19 protein-coding genes are annotated in these 18720 nt (G+C 38.5%); all 19 read left to right on the forward strand.

The window, feature by feature from the left end:
• The first annotated feature begins 1 nt into the window (after position 1).
• The 19 genes from nuoD (at position 2) to mreB (ending at position 18412) form a co-directional block, all read left to right on the forward strand.
• The gene (gene nuoD, locus A6J74_RS18000) at positions 2-1102 is read left to right on the forward strand and encodes an NADH-quinone oxidoreductase subunit NuoD (protein WP_000621442.1); all 1101 of its coding nucleotides are present in this window, start codon (positions 2-4) and stop codon (positions 1100-1102) included.
• Positions 1102-2103: an NADH-quinone oxidoreductase subunit NuoH gene (nuoH, locus tag A6J74_RS18005; RefSeq protein WP_000573426.1), complete on the forward strand. Its 1002-nt coding sequence runs from the start codon at positions 1102-1104 to the stop codon at positions 2101-2103. The genes nuoD and nuoH overlap by 1 nt, the downstream gene beginning before the upstream one ends.
• 25 nt (positions 2104-2128) lie before the next feature.
• Positions 2129-2548 (forward strand): NADH-quinone oxidoreductase subunit NuoI, encoded by a 420-nt coding sequence (gene nuoI, locus A6J74_RS18010; RefSeq protein ID WP_000677189.1) that lies wholly within the window; start codon positions 2129-2131, stop codon positions 2546-2548.
• The gene (locus A6J74_RS18015; RefSeq protein WP_001012818.1) at positions 2545-3069 is read left to right on the forward strand and encodes an NADH-quinone oxidoreductase subunit J; all 525 of its coding nucleotides are present in this window, start codon (positions 2545-2547) and stop codon (positions 3067-3069) included. The genes nuoI and A6J74_RS18015 overlap by 4 nt, the downstream gene beginning before the upstream one ends.
• Positions 3062-3376, forward strand: coding sequence for an NADH-quinone oxidoreductase subunit NuoK (nuoK, locus tag A6J74_RS18020; RefSeq protein ID WP_000100083.1), 315 nt, complete (start codon positions 3062-3064; stop codon positions 3374-3376). Before A6J74_RS18015 ends, nuoK begins: the two co-directional genes overlap by 8 nt.
• Positions 3377-3405: 29 nt before the next feature.
• On the forward strand, positions 3406-5268 hold the full coding sequence (gene nuoL, locus A6J74_RS18025) for an NADH-quinone oxidoreductase subunit L (protein ID WP_000568190.1): 1863 nt from the start codon (positions 3406-3408) through the stop codon (positions 5266-5268).
• Complete coding sequence (locus A6J74_RS18030) at positions 5265-6767, forward strand: NADH-quinone oxidoreductase subunit M (protein ID WP_000998954.1); 1503 nt, start codon at positions 5265-5267, stop codon at positions 6765-6767. The genes nuoL and A6J74_RS18030 overlap by 4 nt, the downstream gene beginning before the upstream one ends.
• Before the next feature lie 7 nt (positions 6768-6774).
• Complete coding sequence (gene nuoN, locus A6J74_RS18035; RefSeq protein ID WP_002104333.1) at positions 6775-8289, forward strand: NADH-quinone oxidoreductase subunit NuoN; 1515 nt, start codon at positions 6775-6777, stop codon at positions 8287-8289.
• Positions 8290-8502: 213 nt separating this feature from the next.
• On the forward strand, positions 8503-8739 hold the full coding sequence (locus A6J74_RS18040; RefSeq protein ID WP_000057885.1) for a DUF1146 family protein: 237 nt from the start codon (positions 8503-8505) through the stop codon (positions 8737-8739).
• 51 nt (positions 8740-8790) lie between these two features.
• Positions 8791-9495, forward strand: a complete 705-nt coding sequence (locus tag A6J74_RS18045; protein ID WP_000767897.1) for a YwmB family TATA-box binding protein — start codon at positions 8791-8793, stop codon at positions 9493-9495.
• Between the two features lie 39 nt (positions 9496-9534).
• Positions 9535-10839, forward strand: coding sequence for a UDP-N-acetylglucosamine 1-carboxyvinyltransferase (gene murA, locus A6J74_RS18050; RefSeq protein WP_000411271.1), 1305 nt, complete (start codon positions 9535-9537; stop codon positions 10837-10839).
• A gap of 253 nt (positions 10840-11092) precedes the next feature.
• Positions 11093-12112, forward strand: coding sequence for a stage II sporulation protein D (gene spoIID, locus A6J74_RS18055; protein WP_000672621.1), 1020 nt, complete (start codon positions 11093-11095; stop codon positions 12110-12112).
• A 226-nt stretch (positions 12113-12338) separates the two neighbouring features.
• On the forward strand, positions 12339-13346 hold the full coding sequence (locus tag A6J74_RS18060; RefSeq protein ID WP_001185964.1) for a LytTR family transcriptional regulator DNA-binding domain-containing protein: 1008 nt from the start codon (positions 12339-12341) through the stop codon (positions 13344-13346).
• Positions 13347-13525: 179 nt separating this feature from the next.
• Positions 13526-14368 carry an ABC transporter ATP-binding protein gene (locus tag A6J74_RS18065; RefSeq protein ID WP_000170852.1) on the forward strand — a complete coding sequence of 281 codons (843 nt, stop codon included), beginning with the start codon at positions 13526-13528 and terminating at the stop codon, positions 14366-14368.
• The gene (locus A6J74_RS18070) at positions 14368-15072 is read left to right on the forward strand and encodes an ABC transporter permease (protein WP_000144458.1); all 705 of its coding nucleotides are present in this window, start codon (positions 14368-14370) and stop codon (positions 15070-15072) included. The genes A6J74_RS18065 and A6J74_RS18070 overlap by 1 nt, the downstream gene beginning before the upstream one ends.
• 161 nt (positions 15073-15233) lie before the next feature.
• The gene (locus tag A6J74_RS18075; RefSeq protein WP_001214952.1) at positions 15234-16139 is read left to right on the forward strand and encodes a stage II sporulation protein SpoIIQ; all 906 of its coding nucleotides are present in this window, start codon (positions 15234-15236) and stop codon (positions 16137-16139) included.
• Between the two features lie 247 nt (positions 16140-16386).
• Positions 16387-16521, forward strand: coding sequence for a hypothetical protein (locus A6J74_RS18080; RefSeq protein WP_000008898.1), 135 nt, complete (start codon positions 16387-16389; stop codon positions 16519-16521).
• A gap of 306 nt (positions 16522-16827) precedes the next feature.
• Entirely contained in the window at positions 16828-17100 is a 273-nt protein-coding gene (spoIIID, locus tag A6J74_RS18085; protein WP_000544012.1) for a sporulation transcriptional regulator SpoIIID, read from the forward strand.
• 310 nt (positions 17101-17410) lie between these two features.
• Positions 17411-18412, forward strand: coding sequence for a rod shape-determining protein (gene mreB / locus A6J74_RS18090; RefSeq protein ID WP_000457991.1), 1002 nt, complete (start codon positions 17411-17413; stop codon positions 18410-18412).
• Positions 18413-18720: the final 308 nt, after the last annotated feature.

An 18720-nucleotide genomic window follows, 5' to 3' on the forward strand; every position in this document is an offset into this window, starting at 1 on the left:
TATGATTCGTACGGAAGAAATGCTTTTGAATGTAGGACCTCAGCATCCGAGTACACACGGTGTTTTCAGGCTTGTTATTAAGATTGACGGTGAAATTATTAAAGAAGCTACACCGGTTATTGGGTATTTGCATCGCGGGACTGAAAAGATCGCTGAGAGCTTACAGTATACGCAAATTATCCCTTATACAGATCGAATGGACTATTTATCAGCAATGACGAATAATTACGTCATTTGCCATGCTGTAGAGACGATGATGGGACTTGAAATTCCGGAACGTGCCGAATACTTGCGAGTACTTGCGATGGAGCTGGGAAGAATTGCGAGCCATCTCGTTTGGTGGGGGACAAATCTTCTTGATATAGGAGCGGTCAGCCCGTTTTTGTACGCGTTTCGTGAACGAGAGATGATTATAAATTTATTAAATGAATTATGTGGGGCACGGCTTACTTTTAACTATATGAGAGTTGGCGGTGTGAAGTGGGATGCGCCGGATGGTTGGATTGAAAAAGTGGAAGAGTTTGTTCCATACATGAGAGAGCAATTGGCAGGTTATCACGACCTTGTTAGTGGTAATGAGATTTTCTTGAATCGCGTGAAGGGCGTTGGCATATATAGCGCGGAAGAAGCAATTTCGTATTCTTTAAGCGGAGCGAATTTGCGGTGCACCGGAGTAAACTGGGATCTTCGCAAAGATGAGCCGTATTCGATTTATGATCGTTTTAATTTTGATATTCCTGTTGGAAGCGTGGGAGATGCTTGGGATCGCTACGTTTGCCGAATGGAGGAAATTGAAGAGTCGTTAAAAATTGTAGAGCAAGCAGTCCAGCAGTTTCCAAAGGACGGAGCCGTACTGGCGAAAGTGCCGAAAATTATTAAGGCGCCTAAGGGGGAAGCGTTTGTCCGTATAGAATCACCACGCGGAGAGATTGGTTGCTATATCGCTAGTGACGGAAAGAAAGAGCCATATCGTCTGAAATTCCGCAGGCCTTCTTTTTATAACTTGCAAATTTTACCGAAGTTATTGAAGGGTGAAAACATCGCCAATTTAATTACGATTTTAGGTGGAGTCGATATTGTACTTGGGGAGGTCGATGGCTAATGATTGAGACGCTCTTACAATCACCTTCAAGCTGGACGAATTTCTTCATTTTTTTCGGATTAGCAGTGCTTCTACTATTTGCAGTCCTTGGCTTCGTTACATATGGTATTTTGGCAGAACGGAAAGTGATGGGATTTATGCAAGGCCGGATTGGGCCAAACCAAGTTGGAGGGCGGTTCGGTTTACTGCAAACGGTAGCTGATGTTTTGAAACTATTATTGAAAGAAGATAGTATTCCGAAAGCTGCAGATAAACCGTTGTTCATATTAGCACCTGTCATTGCATTTGCGCCAGCATTTATGGTACTTGCGGTTATCCCGTTTACCGATAAATTTCAGTTCGCGGATATTGGTGTCGGATTGCTGTATTACATTGCTGTTTCTGGGATTACGACAATTGGTGTCGTAACTGGGGGATGGGCATCAAATAATAAATATTCCCTTTTAGGAGGGATGCGCGCGGCGGCGCAAATGATTTCTTATGAAATTCCGCTCGTAATGAGCGTAATTGGTATCGTTTTGTTAGCTGGTAGCTTGAATCTAAATGAAATTGTAGCGGCGCAGGAGAAAGTTTGGTACATTTTCGTACAGCCAATTGGATTCGTCGTTTTCTTAATCGCAGCAGTAGCAGAGTTAAATAGGACGCCGTTTGATTTACCAGAAGCGGAGTCAGAACTTGTTTCTGGATATCATACGGAATACTCAGGTTTTCGCTGGGCGTTTTTCATGCTTTCAGAGTATGTATATTTCTTCGGAATGGCCTCTTTAATTACAGTACTTTTTTTAGGCGGCTGGAATCCAGTCATGTTTCTTGGATTTATTCCAGGTGCTGTATGGTTTGCTTTGAAATTTAGCAGTGTAGTCTTTCTATTAATTTGGTTCCGCGTTACGTTCCCGCGTATAAGGGGTGACCAGTTAATGGAGTTTGGCTGGAAAGTATTATTACCAATCGCACTTGCAAATATTTTCTTAACGGCATTGATTAAGGAGCTATTCTTCTAATCTATGAAGGGGGTGCCAGTAAGAGATGAAAGGGTTATTTAAAGGTTTAAAATATACGCTGAGTAATTTGAGTAAGAAAAAGGTGACGTATGATTATCCAAATCAGCCGTTGCCATTGCCAGATCGCTTTAGAGGGATTCAAAAGTTTTATCCTGAGAAATGTATTGTTTGTAATCAGTGTTCTAACATTTGTCCGACAGATTGCATTCAATTGACGGGAAAGAAACATCCTGACCCTACGAAAAAAGGGAAAATTATTGATACGTATGATATTAATTTTGAAATTTGTATACTTTGCGATTTATGTACAGAAGTTTGCCCGACAGAGGCAATTGTTATGACAAATAACTTTGAACTCGCAGCATATTCACGTGATGATTTATTTAAAAATTTGCAGTGGCTCGACGAAAACGATGAAAACGTCAGGAAGGAGAATAAAGCATGAATGGCGAGTTTGTAGCATTCTTTATACTATCCTTGTCTGCAATTATCGGTGGTGTTCTCATGTTGAACTTAACGAAAGTAATGCATATGATGCTAGCTCTCGTTCTGACATTTCTCAGCATTGCAGGTTTGTACTTTCTTTTATCGGCCGAGTTTATCGGAGTTGCACAAATTTTACTTTACTCTGGTGCAATCACAATTATTATGATTTTTGGCATTATGTTAACGAAACATAATGCGGAAAATGAATCACGTCTTACTCTTCGAAAATGGATTATCTTCTTTGCAGTTGTAGCATTTGGGGCAGTTATGTATTTCGCTGTTAATAGTATCGATTTTTCAAATGAAAGCACACAAGGAAGTTTACCTCTCCATGAAAAAAACACACTTCAAATCGGTACACTTCTCTATTCGAAATACATTATTCCATTTGAGTTAACCTCGGTTATTTTACTTGTAGCACTTGTTGGCGCGATTATACTTGCGAAGAAGGATGAGAAAGAGGAGGATTCCAATGAGTAGCGTTCCAGCTTCTGCGTATTTAACACTTGCGATTATTTTGTTTTGCATCGGTTTATTTGGAGCTTTAACGAAGCGAAACACAGTAATCGTATTAGTTTGTATCGAATTAATGCTAAATGCTTCCAATTTAAATTTAGTGGCGTTTAGTAAATTAGGTTTGTTCCCGAATTTAACAGGGCAAATCTTCTCGCTGTTTACGATGGCTGTAGCGGCAGCGGAGGCGGCGGTAGGGCTCGCCATTTTAATTGCTTTGTATCGTAATCGCACGACAGTTCATGTAGATGAAATGGATACGCTTAAAGGATAGCATTGTGACCGAAAAGGGGGAAGGAAACAATGATCGATTATGCATGGCTCATACCGCTTTTCCCGCTTGTTTCGTTTTTTTTACTTATTATGTTCGGGAAGAAAATTAGAGAAGGAAGCAGCGTACTTAGTATTTTCTTCGTCTCTCTCTCCTTTATACTCGCGGTACTTGTATTAATAGAAAGATTTTCGAAGGTCACAGTGAAGCATAAATGGGTATGGCTTAGAACTGGAGATATTGATATATCATTTGGCTTTGAAGTGACTGCATTAGGGGCTTTGATGTTATTTATCGTTACACTTGTGAGCTTACTTGTACATGTGTATTCAAAAGGTTATATGAAAGGTGACGCAAGATTACCAACTTTTTATGCATATTTAGGACTCTTTACATTTGCGATGCTTGGGCTTGTTATATCGACGAATTTGTTACAGCTTTATATATTTTGGGAGTTAGTAGGCCTCGGTTCATTTTTACTCATCGGTTTTTATTTCTTTAAGGAGGAAGCAAAGGCTGCTGCGAAAAAGGCTTTTATTATGACTCGTATTGGAGATGTTGGTTTATTTATTGGGATGATTTTAATCTTTTGGCATGCAGGTAGTTTTGAGTATGACGCAATTTTTAGAGCGATTCATACAGGCGATCTGTCCCCGACTATGATAACGATAACGGCGATATTAATTTTTATCGGGGCGATGGGGAAATCAGGTCAATTTCCGCTTCATACGTGGTTGCCTGATGCGATGGAGGGGCCAACGCCTGTTTCGGCACTTATTCATGCGGCGACGATGGTCGCCGCCGGTGTATATTTAGTAGCAACGATGTTCCCGCTATTTTCGGCAAGTGTGGTGGCAATGCAGACGGTGGCAATAGTTGGGGCTTTCACCGCAATATTTGCAGCCTCTATCGGTCTTGTACAGACGGATATAAAGAGGGTACTTGCTTATTCTACAGTTAGCCAGCTCGGGTATATGATGCTCGCCTTAGGTTCTGCTGGTTATGTAGCGGGTATATTCCATCTAACGACACATGCCTTTTTTAAAGCGTTACTATTCTTGGCAGCAGGAAGTGTAATTCATGCTGTGCATACGCAAAACATTAATAAAATGGGCGGTTTACAGAAGAAGATGAAAGTAACGGGTACGTTATTTTTAATAGGTACACTTGCAATTAGTGGAGTTCCGCTTCTTTCGGGGTTTTTTAGTAAAGATGAAATTTTGGCAGCAACTTGGATGAGTGGCAATTACTTTCTATTTGTTCTAGCAGTCTTTGCGGCATTCCTAACAGCATTCTACATGTTCCGCCTATACTTTCTTGTCTTTACTGGGGAAGCGAAGACGAAGGAAGACGTGCATGACTCGCCGCGTATTATGACGTATCCGATGATTGTTCTCGGCGTTCTCGCGGTAGTAGCAGGATATATAAATACACCGTGGTTTGGAACGTTTCTCGGAGATTGGCTGACGAAGGATATACAATTTAAAGTGGAAGAAGCACATGGACCAGTTTGGATTATGATTGTTGCGACGCTCGTTTCATTTGGGGGGATTGCCCTTGCGTATTTCATATATGGAAAGAAAACTATCTCAAAAAATTGGGCAGGAGGAGAAAGGTCATTTCTTCATAAGCTCTTGAAAGAAAAATATTATGTGGATGAACTATACAATATGACAGTGATTCCTATTACGAAGGGAATCGCTCATGTGCTTCGCTTATTTGAAGTATATGTCGTGGAAGGGATTGCTGTTTTAATCGCAAGTTTGGTTAAAGGGGTAAGTGGCACATTGTCGAGGCTTCAAAACGGGAATGTACAAGTGTACGGCACTGTAACAGCAGTTTCGCTCGCGGTCCTCGTCATTATTTTGCTATATACGGGAGGGGATTTACGATGAATGATTTGTTGTTGACGTTCTTCATTTTCTCCCCACTTTTAGGGATTCTATTACTTGTATTAACACCGAAAAAAGAATCGCGTACAGTACGAGCGCTCGGTTTATTTGGGACGGCGCTTCCATTTGGGATAGCTACCGTCCTCGCTTGTACATATGCTTCTGGAAAGAGTCTATCGCTATTTGATGAAAAAGTGAAATGGATTAAATTTGGTGATTTTGCAGCGGTGGATAAAAGATGGTTTTCTATTTATTACGAGCTTGGAATTGATGGTTTGTCACTTGTAATGATGGTGCTGACAGCCCTTCTAGCGATGCTTGCAGCAATTGCAGCGTTTTCCATTAAAAGAAATTTAAAAGCATTTTATATGCTATTGCTCATGCTAGAAATAGGGATGCTCGGTGTCTTCGCTGCTAAAAATTTAATGTTGTTCTTTATTTTCTTTGAAATTACACTGCCACCAATGTTTTTATTAATTGGCAAGTGGGGGAAATTATCGAGTGAAAAGGCTGCATATAGTTATTTAATATATAACGGCATTGGATCAGCTATTTTGCTCATCGTTTTCTCGATTTTGTTCGCGAAAACAGGTACGACAAATATTGCGGAATTGAAAGAGATATTAACAGGTGTAAGTGCTGGGGGAGGACAGATCGTCCCGAGTAGCATACAGCTTGGTGTATTTATTGCTATAATGATTGCCTTTGCAATTAAACTACCTATTTTCCCGTTGCATCGCTGGATGGTCAATGTGCATATTGAAGCGCACCCTGCTGTAGTTATGCTTCATGCAGGCGTTTTGCTAAAGATTGGAGCGTACGGGATGATTCGCTTTGGGAAGGGGCTATTCCCAGAATACTTTCGCGAGTTTGCCACGCTAATTGCGATTTTAGGAGTAATCAACTTATTGTACGGTGCCTTTTTAGCGCTCATCCAAACGGATTTTAGGAAGGTGCTTGCCTACTCTAGTATTTCGCATATGGGAATTGTTTTAATGGGGCTTGCGGCACTTAATGCACCAGGTACACAAGGGGCGCTATTCCAAGTTGTTTCGCACGGTTTAATTGCAGCCTTGCTCTTCTTCTTGCTTGGTGTTATAGAACAGCGCTTTGGCACGTCGGATATTACAGCGCTTGGTGGACTCGCAAAAAGTGTCCCAATACTTAGCGGCTTCTTCCTAGCAGGAGGAATGGCATCGCTTGGACTACCAGGGATGTCTGGATTTGTGAGTGAGTTTCTTGCCTTTCTCGGCTTATTCCAAGGAGAGCCAGTCATTGCTGCAGTCGGTGTACTTGGGATTATTTTAACCGCTGTGTACGTATTAAGAGCGACACTCCAAGTAACATTTGGTAAGAAAGAGTGGGAAGCGAAAACTGATATACACGGATGGGAGTACGTCCCGGTCCTATTGCTTATCTTCTGTATTATTGCCATTGGAGTAATGCCAGAAATACTAGGGGATCCGCTTCAAAATACATTGAAAACATTGGGGGTGAAGTAGGATGGATATGGATACGTTACTGAGCTTATCATGGCATCTCATGTTGCCAGAATTCATTATTCTCGGGTTTGCCATCCTTCTTTCCATAGGTGATTTGTTTTTTAAGCTGAACCATAGGTATGTGGCGCTTAGTGCAATCGCTGCTGTCATATTAGCAATTGTGTCATTAATTACGCTATACGGCGAACCAGCAGGAGATATTTTAAATGGATCGTTTGTGTTAGATGGATTTTCAAAAGGGTTTAAAACGTTGTTATTAGGCGGAGCGGCCCTCATCTTATGCACCGCAATGAGCGATGACAAGAAAAATCCAATTGAAGATAAGGGAGAATATTATTACTTATTTTTAATGGCCCTTCTTGGGGCGATGTTCATGGCTTCTAGTGTTGATTTTATTACACTTTTCGTCGGTTTAGAGCTACTATCACTTTCTTCCTATGTTTTAGTAGGAATACGAAAAAGGAACCGTGCATCAAATGAAGCGGCAATGAAATATGTCATTAATGGAGGAATTGGAACGGCGATTACGCTCTTTGGAATGAGTTATTTATACGGTATTACAGGCTCAACCAATATTGTGGATATGCAAAAAGTATTCACCGGGGAGCTAACTAGTGGTATTCAGTTATTGTTAGCTCTCGCATTTCTACTATTGCTCGTTGGGCTCTCGTTTAAAATTGCAACAGTACCGTTTCATATGTGGGCACCCGATGTGTATGAAGGGGCGGCTACACCTGTTACTGCTTTCCTTGGAACGATTTCTAAAATTGCTGGGTTCCTACTCATTATTCGTCTGTTCCTTATGATTTTTGCAAGTGTATCGGTGCAAGGAGACATGCAATCTTTATACGGGCGTATGAGTATATATATTGCGGTTCTAGCAAGTATTACGATGATTATCGGAAATGTAGTCGCACTAAAGCAATATAACGTAAAACGCCTATTTGCTTATTCAGGAATCGCGCATGCGGGGTATTTACTCGTTCCACTTGTGGCATTATCACCATTTACGATGGATAGCATGTGGTTTTACATGCTCGCCTATATGCTTATGAATATAGGCGCGTTTGCAATTATCCACGGTTTAATCTTACAAAGCGACAAAGAAAATATCACTATTTTCACCGGATTATATAACAGGTCGCCATTTACAGCGATAGTAATGACGATTTTTATTTTATCGTTGGCCGGGATACCAGGAACAGCTGGTTTCATCGGAAAGATTAACATTTTTTTAGGTGCACTTCATGTAGAGCCAGCTCATTACGTACTAGCTTCTATTATGATGGGTACGACAGTCATTTCATTCGTATATTATTTCCGTATTTTACAGCAAATGTTTTTCCGGACGGGAGAAGTAGAAGAGAAAATTCGTTTGCCATTAAATATAAAGGTTGTTATGAGTCTTTGTGCAATTTCGATTGTAATACTAGGGATTATGCCGATGATTGGATACAATTTCTTTTATGAATATTTTCCATTAATGAAAGATTTCTTCTTCTTGGGGAACGTGGTACAATAGTGAAAATAAAAGGTGTGGAGTCGGTACTCTGCGCTTTTTATTTTGTGTTAGCCGCAAATGAAAATGCATATAGGTATACGTTTTTTCGAGAGAAGTTTACGATGTAAAATGTAAGATGCTTATTTGCATTTGAAAAAGTGTGGCTCCTACTTATTATGGTATCGTTTTTATATTCTTTCGTAAGTAGTAGCCGAGTAAAAAGGGGTCGATTTTTTGGCACAACTTTTAGGGCAACAAGCACTGATTGCCATCGTTTCGCATTTATTGTTTATTACCATTACGTGGTGGGCCTTACAAGGTATTCACATCGAGCGTTTAATGAAAGCTGGAAAAGTGTTGCAGACGAGGGTATTACTCATCCTAATTACAATTGCAATTGGGACATCTGTAAGTAACTTTTTCCTTGATTATTTAGGCTATTCGAAGAGTTTAACGTATTTAGTAAAGTAAGTGTATAGAACCTCATATCTCCGTTAACAATGGGGATAGGAGGGGATGAAATTGAAGCTTAAAGCCATTCTTATTGTTGCCTTGAGTGTTGTTTTCTTTTTGGTTGGATATAGAGAGATGAAACCGATAAGCGATGAACAGAAAATGGAGAACATGATTAAGGCTTTAGAGAAAAATGATGCTAAAGTGGAGAAATGGTCATGGTTAGCGCGAGAAACAAAAACAATTTCTAACATACATACGTTTCAAAAATTGTTAAACGATGTGAAGGGGAAGGCAAATATTCAAAAATGGGACTTAGAGCAATCTCCAGATGGATATAAAGCTACATCCTATAAAAAGTTTGCTTCATATGAAGAACGAGTAGTAGTAACTTGGAGTAAGGAAAATACTAAAGAAAACACTTTCATTATTTTTGAAGTAAGTGGGGCGAAATGGGACCCGAAGCATGTTCAGAAAATGAATAAAATTTTTAATGAAAAACCTATAATTTACACTTGTGTTCAAGGTGTACTGAATGATAAGATTGAAGGTGTTTTGCAAAATAAAACCAATCAGGTTTTGAAAGATCTTTCAGCAAGAGCGATCGAACAAGTAGAAGAAAGAGCATTTGTGTCAGTCTCCGCATACAATAAAAAGTGGGATGACGCTCTTTCAACAAATAGAGAGAAAATAAATGTGCAAATAGCAATACGTTCTACAAACAACAAAGATACAATTGTGGTTGGCACACCGATCATAACTTCTGAGTATTGAGTGAATAGATACTGAAAAAAGGACACGGAGGGGAATAATTTGGAAAAGATCATCGTCCGTGGCGGAAAGCGGTTAAACGGCACAGTGCGTGTTGAGGGCGCAAAAAATGCTGTATTACCTATAATCGCTGCAGCCCTATTAGCGAGTGATGGAAAGAATGTACTATCTGAAGTACCAGTTTTGTCTGATGTATACACAATTAATGAGGTATTACGTCATTTAAATGCTGAAGTCGTATTTGAAAATAACCAAGTAACAATCGATGCTTCTAAAGAACTAAACATTGAAGCACCATTTGAATATGTACGCAAAATGCGTGCATCTGTTCAAGTAATGGGACCATTATTAGCACGTAACGGTCGTGCTCGTATTGCACTTCCAGGTGGATGTGCAATTGGTTCACGTCCAATTGACCAACATTTAAAAGGCTTCGAAGCAATGGGAGCAAAAGTACAGGTTGGTAACGGTTTTGTTGAGGCATACGTTGAGGGAGAACTAAAAGGAGCTAAAATTTATTTAGACTTCCCAAGCGTGGGCGCGACAGAAAACATTATGTCTGCAGCTACATTAGCAAAAGGGACAACAATCCTTGAAAATGCAGCGAAAGAACCAGAAATCGTTGACTTAGCTAACTTCTTAAATGCGATGGGAGCGAAAGTACGCGGAGCTGGAACTGGAACGATTCGTATCGAAGGCGTTGAGAAATTATATGGTGGAAACCACTCTATTATTCCTGACCGTATTGAAGCGGGAACATTCATGGTTGCAGCAGCAATTACTGGTGGAGACATCTTAATTGAAAATGCTGTTCCTGAACATTTACGCTCAATTACAGCGAAGATGGAAGAAATGGGTGTTAAAATTATTGAGGAAAATGAAGGTGTACGTGTTATCGGCCCAGATAAGTTAAAAGCGGTTGATATTAAAACTATGCCTCACCCAGGTTTCCCAACAGACATGCAATCACAAATGATGGCATTATTACTACAAGCTGATGGAACAAGTATGATTACAGAAACGGTATTCGAAAACCGCTTTATGCACGTTGAAGAATTCCGTCGTATGAATGCTGATATTAAAATCGAAGGTCGTTCTGTTATTATGAACGGTCCAAACAGCTTACAAGGTGCTGAAGTAGGTGCAACTGATTTACGTGCAGCTGCAGCATTAATCTTAGCTGGTTTAGTATCAGAAGGTTACACTCGTGTAACTGAATTAAAGCATCTTGACCGTGGTTATGTAGACTTCCATAAGAAATTAGCTGCATTAGGTGCAACTATTGAACGTGTAAACGAAAAAGTAGAAGAAGTGAAAGAACAAGAAGTTTCTGATCTTCACGCTTAATTGAAGTAGTCTCTATGTCTTTTGATATAGAGACTATTTTTTTTGGGTTATTACTGTTATAGTCAATAAACTCTATACTTATGCACGTACCAGTAAAAATATTTAGAAAATTTTCGTTTTATCTCGCATTAGCGGGCAGTAAGACTCCAACGCATTAAAACTTCAGTCTATAGCGATACCCCCAAGTATGTTCTAAAAAATTCCGTAGTTCCATAAGAATGAAAGGAAGCCAACTTTATATTGGGGGAATAGGATGAAATTTTCAAAGCCATTTTTCATTATAGTAGTGCTTTTAATAGCGCTCGTTATCATTGTACCCGCTGCTCTTGTAATTCCGTTTGCGAAAGCAAAAATAGGAGAAGAAGCAGCTTCTAAAACTCCTCCAGCGATAGAAAGTATACCAGCTCCAGGGAAAGTGGATACAGCAGTTCAAGTTGCTGTATATCGCGACCAACAGAAGAAGGTAGAAACATTACCTGTGGAGGAATATGTGACCGGTGTAGTAGCTTCTGAGATGAATGCCAGTTTTGAAATAGAGGCGCTAAAGGCACAGGCATTAGCAGCAAGAACATTCGTGGTGCAGCGTATGCTAAGTGGAGAAAAGAAAAACAATGCAGATGTGGTAGATACGGTGAAAGATCAAGTGTACAAAAGCAAAGAGGAATTGAAAAAACAATGGGGCAATAACTACGAAAACAATTTAAAGAAAATCGAGGAAGCCGTTTCTAAAACCGCAGGACAAGTTTTAACGTATGAGGGAAAACCGATTTCAGCGTCTTTCTTCTCAACGAGTAACGGCCGAACAGAGAATGCAGCTGATTATTGGGGAAATGATTATCCGTATTTGAAAAGTGTAGATAGCCCGTGGGATCAAGCCTCTCCAAAGTTTACAAGCGAGCAAACATTCACAGTAGCTGATTTTCAAAAACGTCTCGGTGTGAAAGTGTTGGCGGATGGAAAGGTTGGAAACATTAAAGATCTTACGGAGGGTAAAAGAGTAAAGGATGTAGCGTTCCAAGGGAAAACATTAACAGGAAAACAAGTTCGTGAAAAGTTAGATTTGCGCTCTTCTGATTTTACATGGAAACAAGAGGGCAATAAAATCATTGTCACGACGAAAGGCTTCGGTCATGGTGTTGGTATGAGTCAATACGGTGCGAATGGTATGGCAGCGGAAGGTAAGAAATATACAGATATCGTCGCTCATTATTATAAAGGTGTTGAAATAAAAACGATGAATGATTATGAGGGAAAACTGATGGTGAAGAAGTAGAACGTGAAAGGAGCTAATTAAGATTAGCTCCTTTTTCATTATTTGTAGATAAGTTTTTAAAAAGAGTACTTCGTGATTCACTCAAAACTTATATGGTAGAACAAAAATAGAGAATAAGGCTATCCGTTCATTTGGATAGCCTTATTTTTATGTGTTTCATAAAAATATCAAAATTTTCCATTAATTGTTTGGTATAATAGGATAAAAAGCATTTGGGGGAGACGAAATGGCGCTACTGGAGTTGAAACAATTAGGGAAGACGAACCAGTTACCAGTAATTGAGCTAGAGGTTGAGAAAGGACAATGTGTTGTTTTGCAATGTAATAACCATACAGCTAAAGTGTTGCATCGCATCATTATTGGTGAAGAAGAAGCTTCAACTGGCAATGTGCTATTTGGAGGCGAAGCGATTGGAAAGAAAAATTATTCCCGCATCGGTTTTTGTTTTTTGAAAGATGAGGCATATGATCGTTTGAAGGTGAAGGAATACTTTAAATTTTTGTTAGGGCTTTATGAATCAAAGATAAGTATAGAAGAAGTTGTACAATGTGTTGGTCTCCTAGATAAGTTAAACGTGAAAGTAGAAAAATTGTCATTTTCAGAGAAACGTCGCCTTCATATTGGACGAGTAATGATTCATAATCCGGATTTAGTTATTTTGGAAGAACCAGAGCAAAATGTAGATACAGAAAGTACGATTATTATTCGAAAAGCAATTATGAAAATGAAAGAGAAAGGAAAGGCGATTTTTATTACGTCCTCTTTCCTGTCAGACGCTCTTTCGTTAACAGAAGATGTATACATATTAAACAACGATGGTGTGAAAAAGGTCGAAATCGAGCAAGAAGAGGCGGAAGAAGTCGATGAAGAAAAAGTCGTTCAAATGATTCCGCAGATGAAATTAGAAAGAATACCAGCGAAAGTGAACGATAAAATCATTTTACTTGATCCGATGGAAATTCATTTCATTGAAACACAAAATGGAGTGACACATATTCATGTGCGTGAAGGTGATTTCGTATGTGCATTAACGTTAAGTGAACTAGAATCGAGATTAACAGGATTCGGGTTCTTTAGATGTCATCGCTCGTACCTCGTTAATTTACAACGAGTACGAGAAGTTATTACTTGGACACGGAACAGTTTTAGTTTAATTTTGGATGACGAAAGAAAAAGTTCAATTCCGCTTTCAAAAGGACGAATGGATGAATTAAAAGGTGTAATTGGGCTATAAAAAGTGCTCCAATAGGATCGAAATATGATTCATTCACCGGTAAAAATACTCCTTTTACCGGTATTTTACTGCGCCTACCCTTTGTTTTTCATATGATTGAGTCAAGAAAAGCGAAACATACAAATCGAAACTTGCGAAAGCAAATTTCATCTATAAAGAAAAACAAAGGGGATGACGAAATGACATTGGCAATTGAAATGAAAGATGTAATGAAAAGTTTCAACGAAAAAACGGCACTTCGAAATGTAAATATTGAGGTGAAGCAAGGAGAAATTTTCGGATTCCTCGGACCGAGTGGATCTGGTAAAACAACAACAGTAAAAATATTAACTTCTCAATTACTTCATAGTGTTGGAACAGTAAGAGTACTAGGGAAAGACATTACAGGACCAAGTAGCATCGATTATAAACGAATTGGTATTTTAACAGACAACAGTGGCTTATATGAAAGACTTAGCATTTATGATAACTTACTATTATTTTGCGACTTATACGATTGCAAAAAAGAACGAATCGATGAAGTGCTAGCACAAGTGAATCTATTAGATGATAAAAAAACATTAGTAAAGAAACTATCAAAGGGAATGAAGCAGCGCGTCACACTAGCGAGAGCGATCCTTCATAAACCAGATATCCTCTTCTTAGACGAACCAACATCCGCACTCGATCCAGTTAACGTACAAAACATTCATAAAATCTTAAAAGACTTAAATAAAGAAGGAACGACGATTTTCTTAACGACGCACAATATGGAAGAAGCAGAAACGCTTTGTAACCGTATCGCCTTTCTATGCGGCGGAGAAATTGTAGCGCTTGATACACCAGAAAACCTTCGCTTACAATACGCGAAAGATCAAATACAAGTCGTATTAAAAGATAAGCAAAAAGAAGTCGTGCAAAAAGATGAATTAGGTGCAAAACGTATTTCAGAATGGATGAAAAAAGGTGAATTACTATCTATTCATTCACACGAGCCAACATTAGGCGATATCTTTATTGAAGTTACTGGGAGGGGATTATAATGACATTTTCAATGAGACGTGTATCAGCTATTTTTAGAAAAGAAGTACAAGATTTTAAGACAAATTCACAAGTGTTATTAATGGCATCTTTACCAATTATATTTGCATTTATATTTAGCAGATTTGGAGAAGGGCGCATGGGGGTTGGCATTATTACTTTAATGGCCTTTCTATTTGTTGCAGGGTTTGTTCAATCAATGGTAATTGCAGAAGAAAAAGAAAAACATACGTTACGTGTGCTAATGCTATCACCAGCTTCTTCTGTTGAAGTTCTTCTTGGGAAAAGTATATTAACAGCATGTTTGACGTTGGGCATTTGTATTGTGAACTTATTCATTTTGGATCAATTCGGTGGAAATCTTTTATTACTAGGATTTATTTTCTTATGTGGAACAATTCTATTTATTGTGATTGGAACAATGATTGGATTGTTAGCTGAGTCTGTACCGCAAACATCACTTATTGGAATGCCGATATTAATGACGATGTATTTAGCTGTACAATTTGAGCCAATGGTTGAAAATAAAGTAATTAAAACGATGATCGAGTATCTTCCAACATCTCATATTGCCAAAGCGATTAACAGCTTAGTAGAGGGAGCGGGATTTAGTAGTATTAGCGGACATGTCTTGAATGTTGGAGTGTGGCTTATTCTTTCGGTTGTTGCATGTTTAATCGTATATAAAAAGAAACAAATGGACTAAAAACTGAGCTGAAAATGCTCAGTTTTTTCTTTTTTCATCATTTCCTCGGAAATTTTACAATTTCTATACATATTTTTACATAATTTGTCGAAAAGTAATTAGTTATACGTTGTATAGGATACATGAATATTGTTCAAAATGATTGCTGAGGTGATGATGGAATGCGAGGAAGAAATAATAAAAAGTCGCAAAAGGTAGTACATTTATTTCAAAAAAGATGGGTGTTTCCGGCACTATACATTGCTTGTGCAGCGGTAATCCTAGTGGTTGCGCTATGGTTCCAAGGAGCTAATCCAAAGAAGACTCCGAACCACGATCAAGCAACACCGTATACACAATCGGAAGATCCAGCAATACCAGTAACGAAATCTTCAGAAGTAGTGAAAATGCCAGCAGCCGCTAATGCGGAAGTAGTCGTGCAGAAGAGATTCTATGAAGATGCAGCAACTGAGGCGGAACAAGAAAAAGCACTTGTCTTTTATAACAACACATATTCCCCGAATAAAGGAATTGACATTGCTGCGAAAAATGGAAAAGAGTTCAATGTTGCTGCTGCTTTAAGTGGCACAGTAACAAAAGCTGAAAAAGATTCACTTCTTGGTTATGTTGTAACAGTTGATAGTGGAAATGGTGTAGCAGTTTCTTATCAAAGCTTAGGCAGTGTGAAAGTAGAAAAAGGTGCAAGAGTTGCACAAGGTGAAGTATTAGGAAAATCCGGTCTAAGTGCAATGAATAAAGAAGCAGGTTCTCACGTTCACTTTGAAGTACGTAAAGACAATGTGGCTGTGAACCCTGAGCGCTACTTAAATAAATCAGTAGCAGAAATTAAAGCTGATGCAGGTGCTACAAAAGCAACGAATGCTTCTGGTAAAAAAGCTGATGACAAATCTCAAAAAGAAGAGAAGTCAACGAGCACGAAACCAGAAAGTAAAACAGAAGATAAGTCTCAAAAAGAAGAGAAATCAACAAGTGGTTCGACTAGTGACAAAAAAGAAGAACCGAAGAAAGAAGAAAAATCAACAAATGGTTCTACAGAATCATCTAACAGTTCTTCTTCACAAGAATAAGAAAGTGAAAAAATCAGTTCTCATTAAGAGAACTGATTTTTTTATTTTTATCCTGCTATTTGCGGGCGGTAAGACCCCGATCTCAAAATTTAGCGAAAGCAAAGAAGTGAGGGAGGATTAACTGCCCGTAAAAGCCCGATTATTAGTTGAACTTTATATAAAAATAATCAATTTCGAGAAAAAAGTTGCAATAACAAGGAAAAATGACGAGATTCTCGAATATATATTACAAAAGGGAGGGGATACTGTGTCGTTTTTGTTTGTTCTGTCGATTGCTATTATATTATTGTTTGTTTTATTTACTTTGTATTATTATATTGCCGGTAAGAAGGAAGTTCCCCACCATCAATTGTTAGAAGAAGAATATGATCGAGAAGAATGACACCTTTTAAACGAGGTGTCATTTTTTTGCCAAAATAGTCATTGTTAACGCATTTCTCACAAAAAAACGTAATTTTTCTTAACTTAGTCCGCAAAAATAGTGAACATGTAGCATATATCAGTAGTGCGGGCAATACAATGGTATAAACCAAAGCAAAGAGAGTGTTTGAGGTGAGAAATCGTGAATCATTTCATTATAAATCCAAGAATGTTTAACGCTTACAAACAGCACTCACACTTACTTCTTAGTCGTATGCAGCGAAGCTCATTTCACACTTCTCACATCCAATTTAGGGAGGCGAGTGGTGTGCACGATTACATCAAAGAGAGAACTATCAAGATTGGTAAGTATATCGTGGAGACAAGAAAGACAGTGCGTGTAATTGCAAAGGAATTTGGGGTATCAAAGAGTACAGTCCATAAAGATTTAACAGAACGTCTACCAGAAATTAACCCAGAGCTCGCAAATGAAGTGAAAGAAATTCTTGATTATCATAAGTCTATTCGTCATTTAAGAGGCGGAGAAGCAACAAAGCAAAAATATAGAAAAGAAGATGTAGAAAAGCCTGTACGTCAATAAAGTGAAACTTTAATCAGTGGGGCATGCCTCACTGATTATTAGTCTTCAGTAATCGGGCGTTTGCAGGCTTTTTGTCTTTCGCTCAACTCTTCTAAACTCGTCGGATTGATTTTGAGATGAGAGTCTTACCTTCCGTTAATATAAGATAAATATACGTTAGCAAACATTCCGCGTGCATTCGGTAATATTTTTCAGAAGAATTCTTTTTGCGAATATTACGTTTCTGTTAAATTTATGATAAAATCAGAAATTAGGTGTAAAAGAATTCGGGTGTAACCTGATTTTGAATATCGAGGAGGAAAAGACGGGAATGTTTGCGCGAGATATCGGAATTGACCTAGGTACGGCTAATGTATTAATTCATGTTAAAGGTAAGGGTATTGTATTAAATGAGCCATCTGTTGTGGCAATTGATCGTAATACAGGTAAAGTATTAGCAGTAGGTGAAGAAGCAAGAAGTATGGTGGGGCGTACGCCTGGTAATATTGTAGCAATTCGTCCACTTAAAGATGGTGTAATCGCAGATTTCGAAATTACAGAAGCGATGTTAAAGTATTTCATTAACAAGTTGGACGTAAAGAGCTTCTTTTCAAAACCTCGCATTTTAATTTGTTGTCCAACAAATATCACATCAGTAGAACAAAAAGCAATTCGTGAAGCTGCTGAACGTTCAGGTGGTAAAACAGTATTTTTAGAAGAAGAACCAAAAGTAGCCGCAGTTGGTGCGGGTATGGAAATCTTCCAACCAAGCGGTAACATGGTTGTTGATATTGGTGGAGGTACAACAGATATCGCTGTACTATCTATGGGTGATATTGTTACCTCTTCTTCTATCAAAATGGCTGGCGATAAGTTTGATATGGAGATCTTAAACTATGTTAAACGTAAGTATAAGCTATTAATTGGAGAACGTACTTCAGAAAATATTAAAATTAAAGTCGGTACAGTATTCCCAGGTGCACGTAGTGAAGAGCTTGAAATTCGTGGACGTGACATGGTAACAGGTTTACCACGTACAATTACAGTATGCTCTGAAGAAATTACAGAAGCACTAAAAGAAGACGCGGCTATCATTGTACAAGCTGCAAAAGGCGTACTAGAGCGCACACCACCAGAACTATCTGCGGACATTATCGACCGTGGTGTTATTTTAACAGGCGGTGGAGCTTTACTACACGGTATCGACATGCTTCTAGCAGAAGAATTAAAGGTACCAGTATTAATTGCTGAAAACCCAATGCAATGTGTTGCGGTTGGTACAGGTATTATGTTAGAGAATATCGACAAATTACCACGTCGTGCTTTGAAATAAAGTGAAACTTTCATCAGTGGGGCACCCAACTGATTATTAGCACACAAAAGGCTGGATAAAGTAGAAAGAACTAAGGTGTAAACTTTAGTTCTTTTTTATTTTTCTATTTTTCTATTTCGATTTTTTGCGAAAATGAGAGGAAAATAAAGAAAAACGAAGGAAACAGGTGGAATATTCATATATATGGTTAAATTTAATATTTCCTTATTTGAAAACGTTTATAATATAATGAGTCGAATACGACATTAAGGCAAATAATGTTTCAATACATATTGCCTTTCCCTAATCTGGGCATACACTCTTTTCTA

The sequence above is a fragment of the Bacillus sp. FDAARGOS_235 genome, assembly GCF_002073415.2.
In the GTDB taxonomy this organism is placed as follows: Bacteria; Bacillota; Bacilli; order Bacillales; family Bacillaceae_G; genus Bacillus_A; species Bacillus_A toyonensis.

Coding starts and splice junctions, on each gene's coding strand:
- nuoD (WP_000621442.1), top strand. CDS start 2: ATGATTCGTACGGAAGAAATGCTTTTGAATGTAGGACCTCAGCATCCG.
- nuoH (WP_000573426.1), top strand. CDS start 1,102: ATGATTGAGACGCTCTTACAATCACCTTCAAGCTGGACGAATTTCTTC.
- nuoI (WP_000677189.1), top strand. CDS start 2,129: ATGAAAGGGTTATTTAAAGGTTTAAAATATACGCTGAGTAATTTGAGT.
- A6J74_RS18015 (WP_001012818.1), top strand. CDS start 2,545: ATGAATGGCGAGTTTGTAGCATTCTTTATACTATCCTTGTCTGCAATT.
- nuoK (WP_000100083.1), top strand. CDS start 3,062: ATGAGTAGCGTTCCAGCTTCTGCGTATTTAACACTTGCGATTATTTTG.
- nuoL (WP_000568190.1), top strand. CDS start 3,406: ATGATCGATTATGCATGGCTCATACCGCTTTTCCCGCTTGTTTCGTTT.
- A6J74_RS18030 (WP_000998954.1), top strand. CDS start 5,265: ATGAATGATTTGTTGTTGACGTTCTTCATTTTCTCCCCACTTTTAGGG.
- nuoN (WP_002104333.1), top strand. CDS start 6,775: ATGGATACGTTACTGAGCTTATCATGGCATCTCATGTTGCCAGAATTC.
- spoIID (WP_000672621.1), top strand. CDS start 11,093: ATGAAATTTTCAAAGCCATTTTTCATTATAGTAGTGCTTTTAATAGCG.
- A6J74_RS18060 (WP_001185964.1), top strand. CDS start 12,339: ATGGCGCTACTGGAGTTGAAACAATTAGGGAAGACGAACCAGTTACCA.
- A6J74_RS18065 (WP_000170852.1), top strand. CDS start 13,526: ATGACATTGGCAATTGAAATGAAAGATGTAATGAAAAGTTTCAACGAA.
- A6J74_RS18070 (WP_000144458.1), top strand. CDS start 14,368: ATGACATTTTCAATGAGACGTGTATCAGCTATTTTTAGAAAAGAAGTA.
- A6J74_RS18075 (WP_001214952.1), top strand. CDS start 15,234: ATGCGAGGAAGAAATAATAAAAAGTCGCAAAAGGTAGTACATTTATTT.
- mreB (WP_000457991.1), top strand. CDS start 17,411: ATGTTTGCGCGAGATATCGGAATTGACCTAGGTACGGCTAATGTATTA.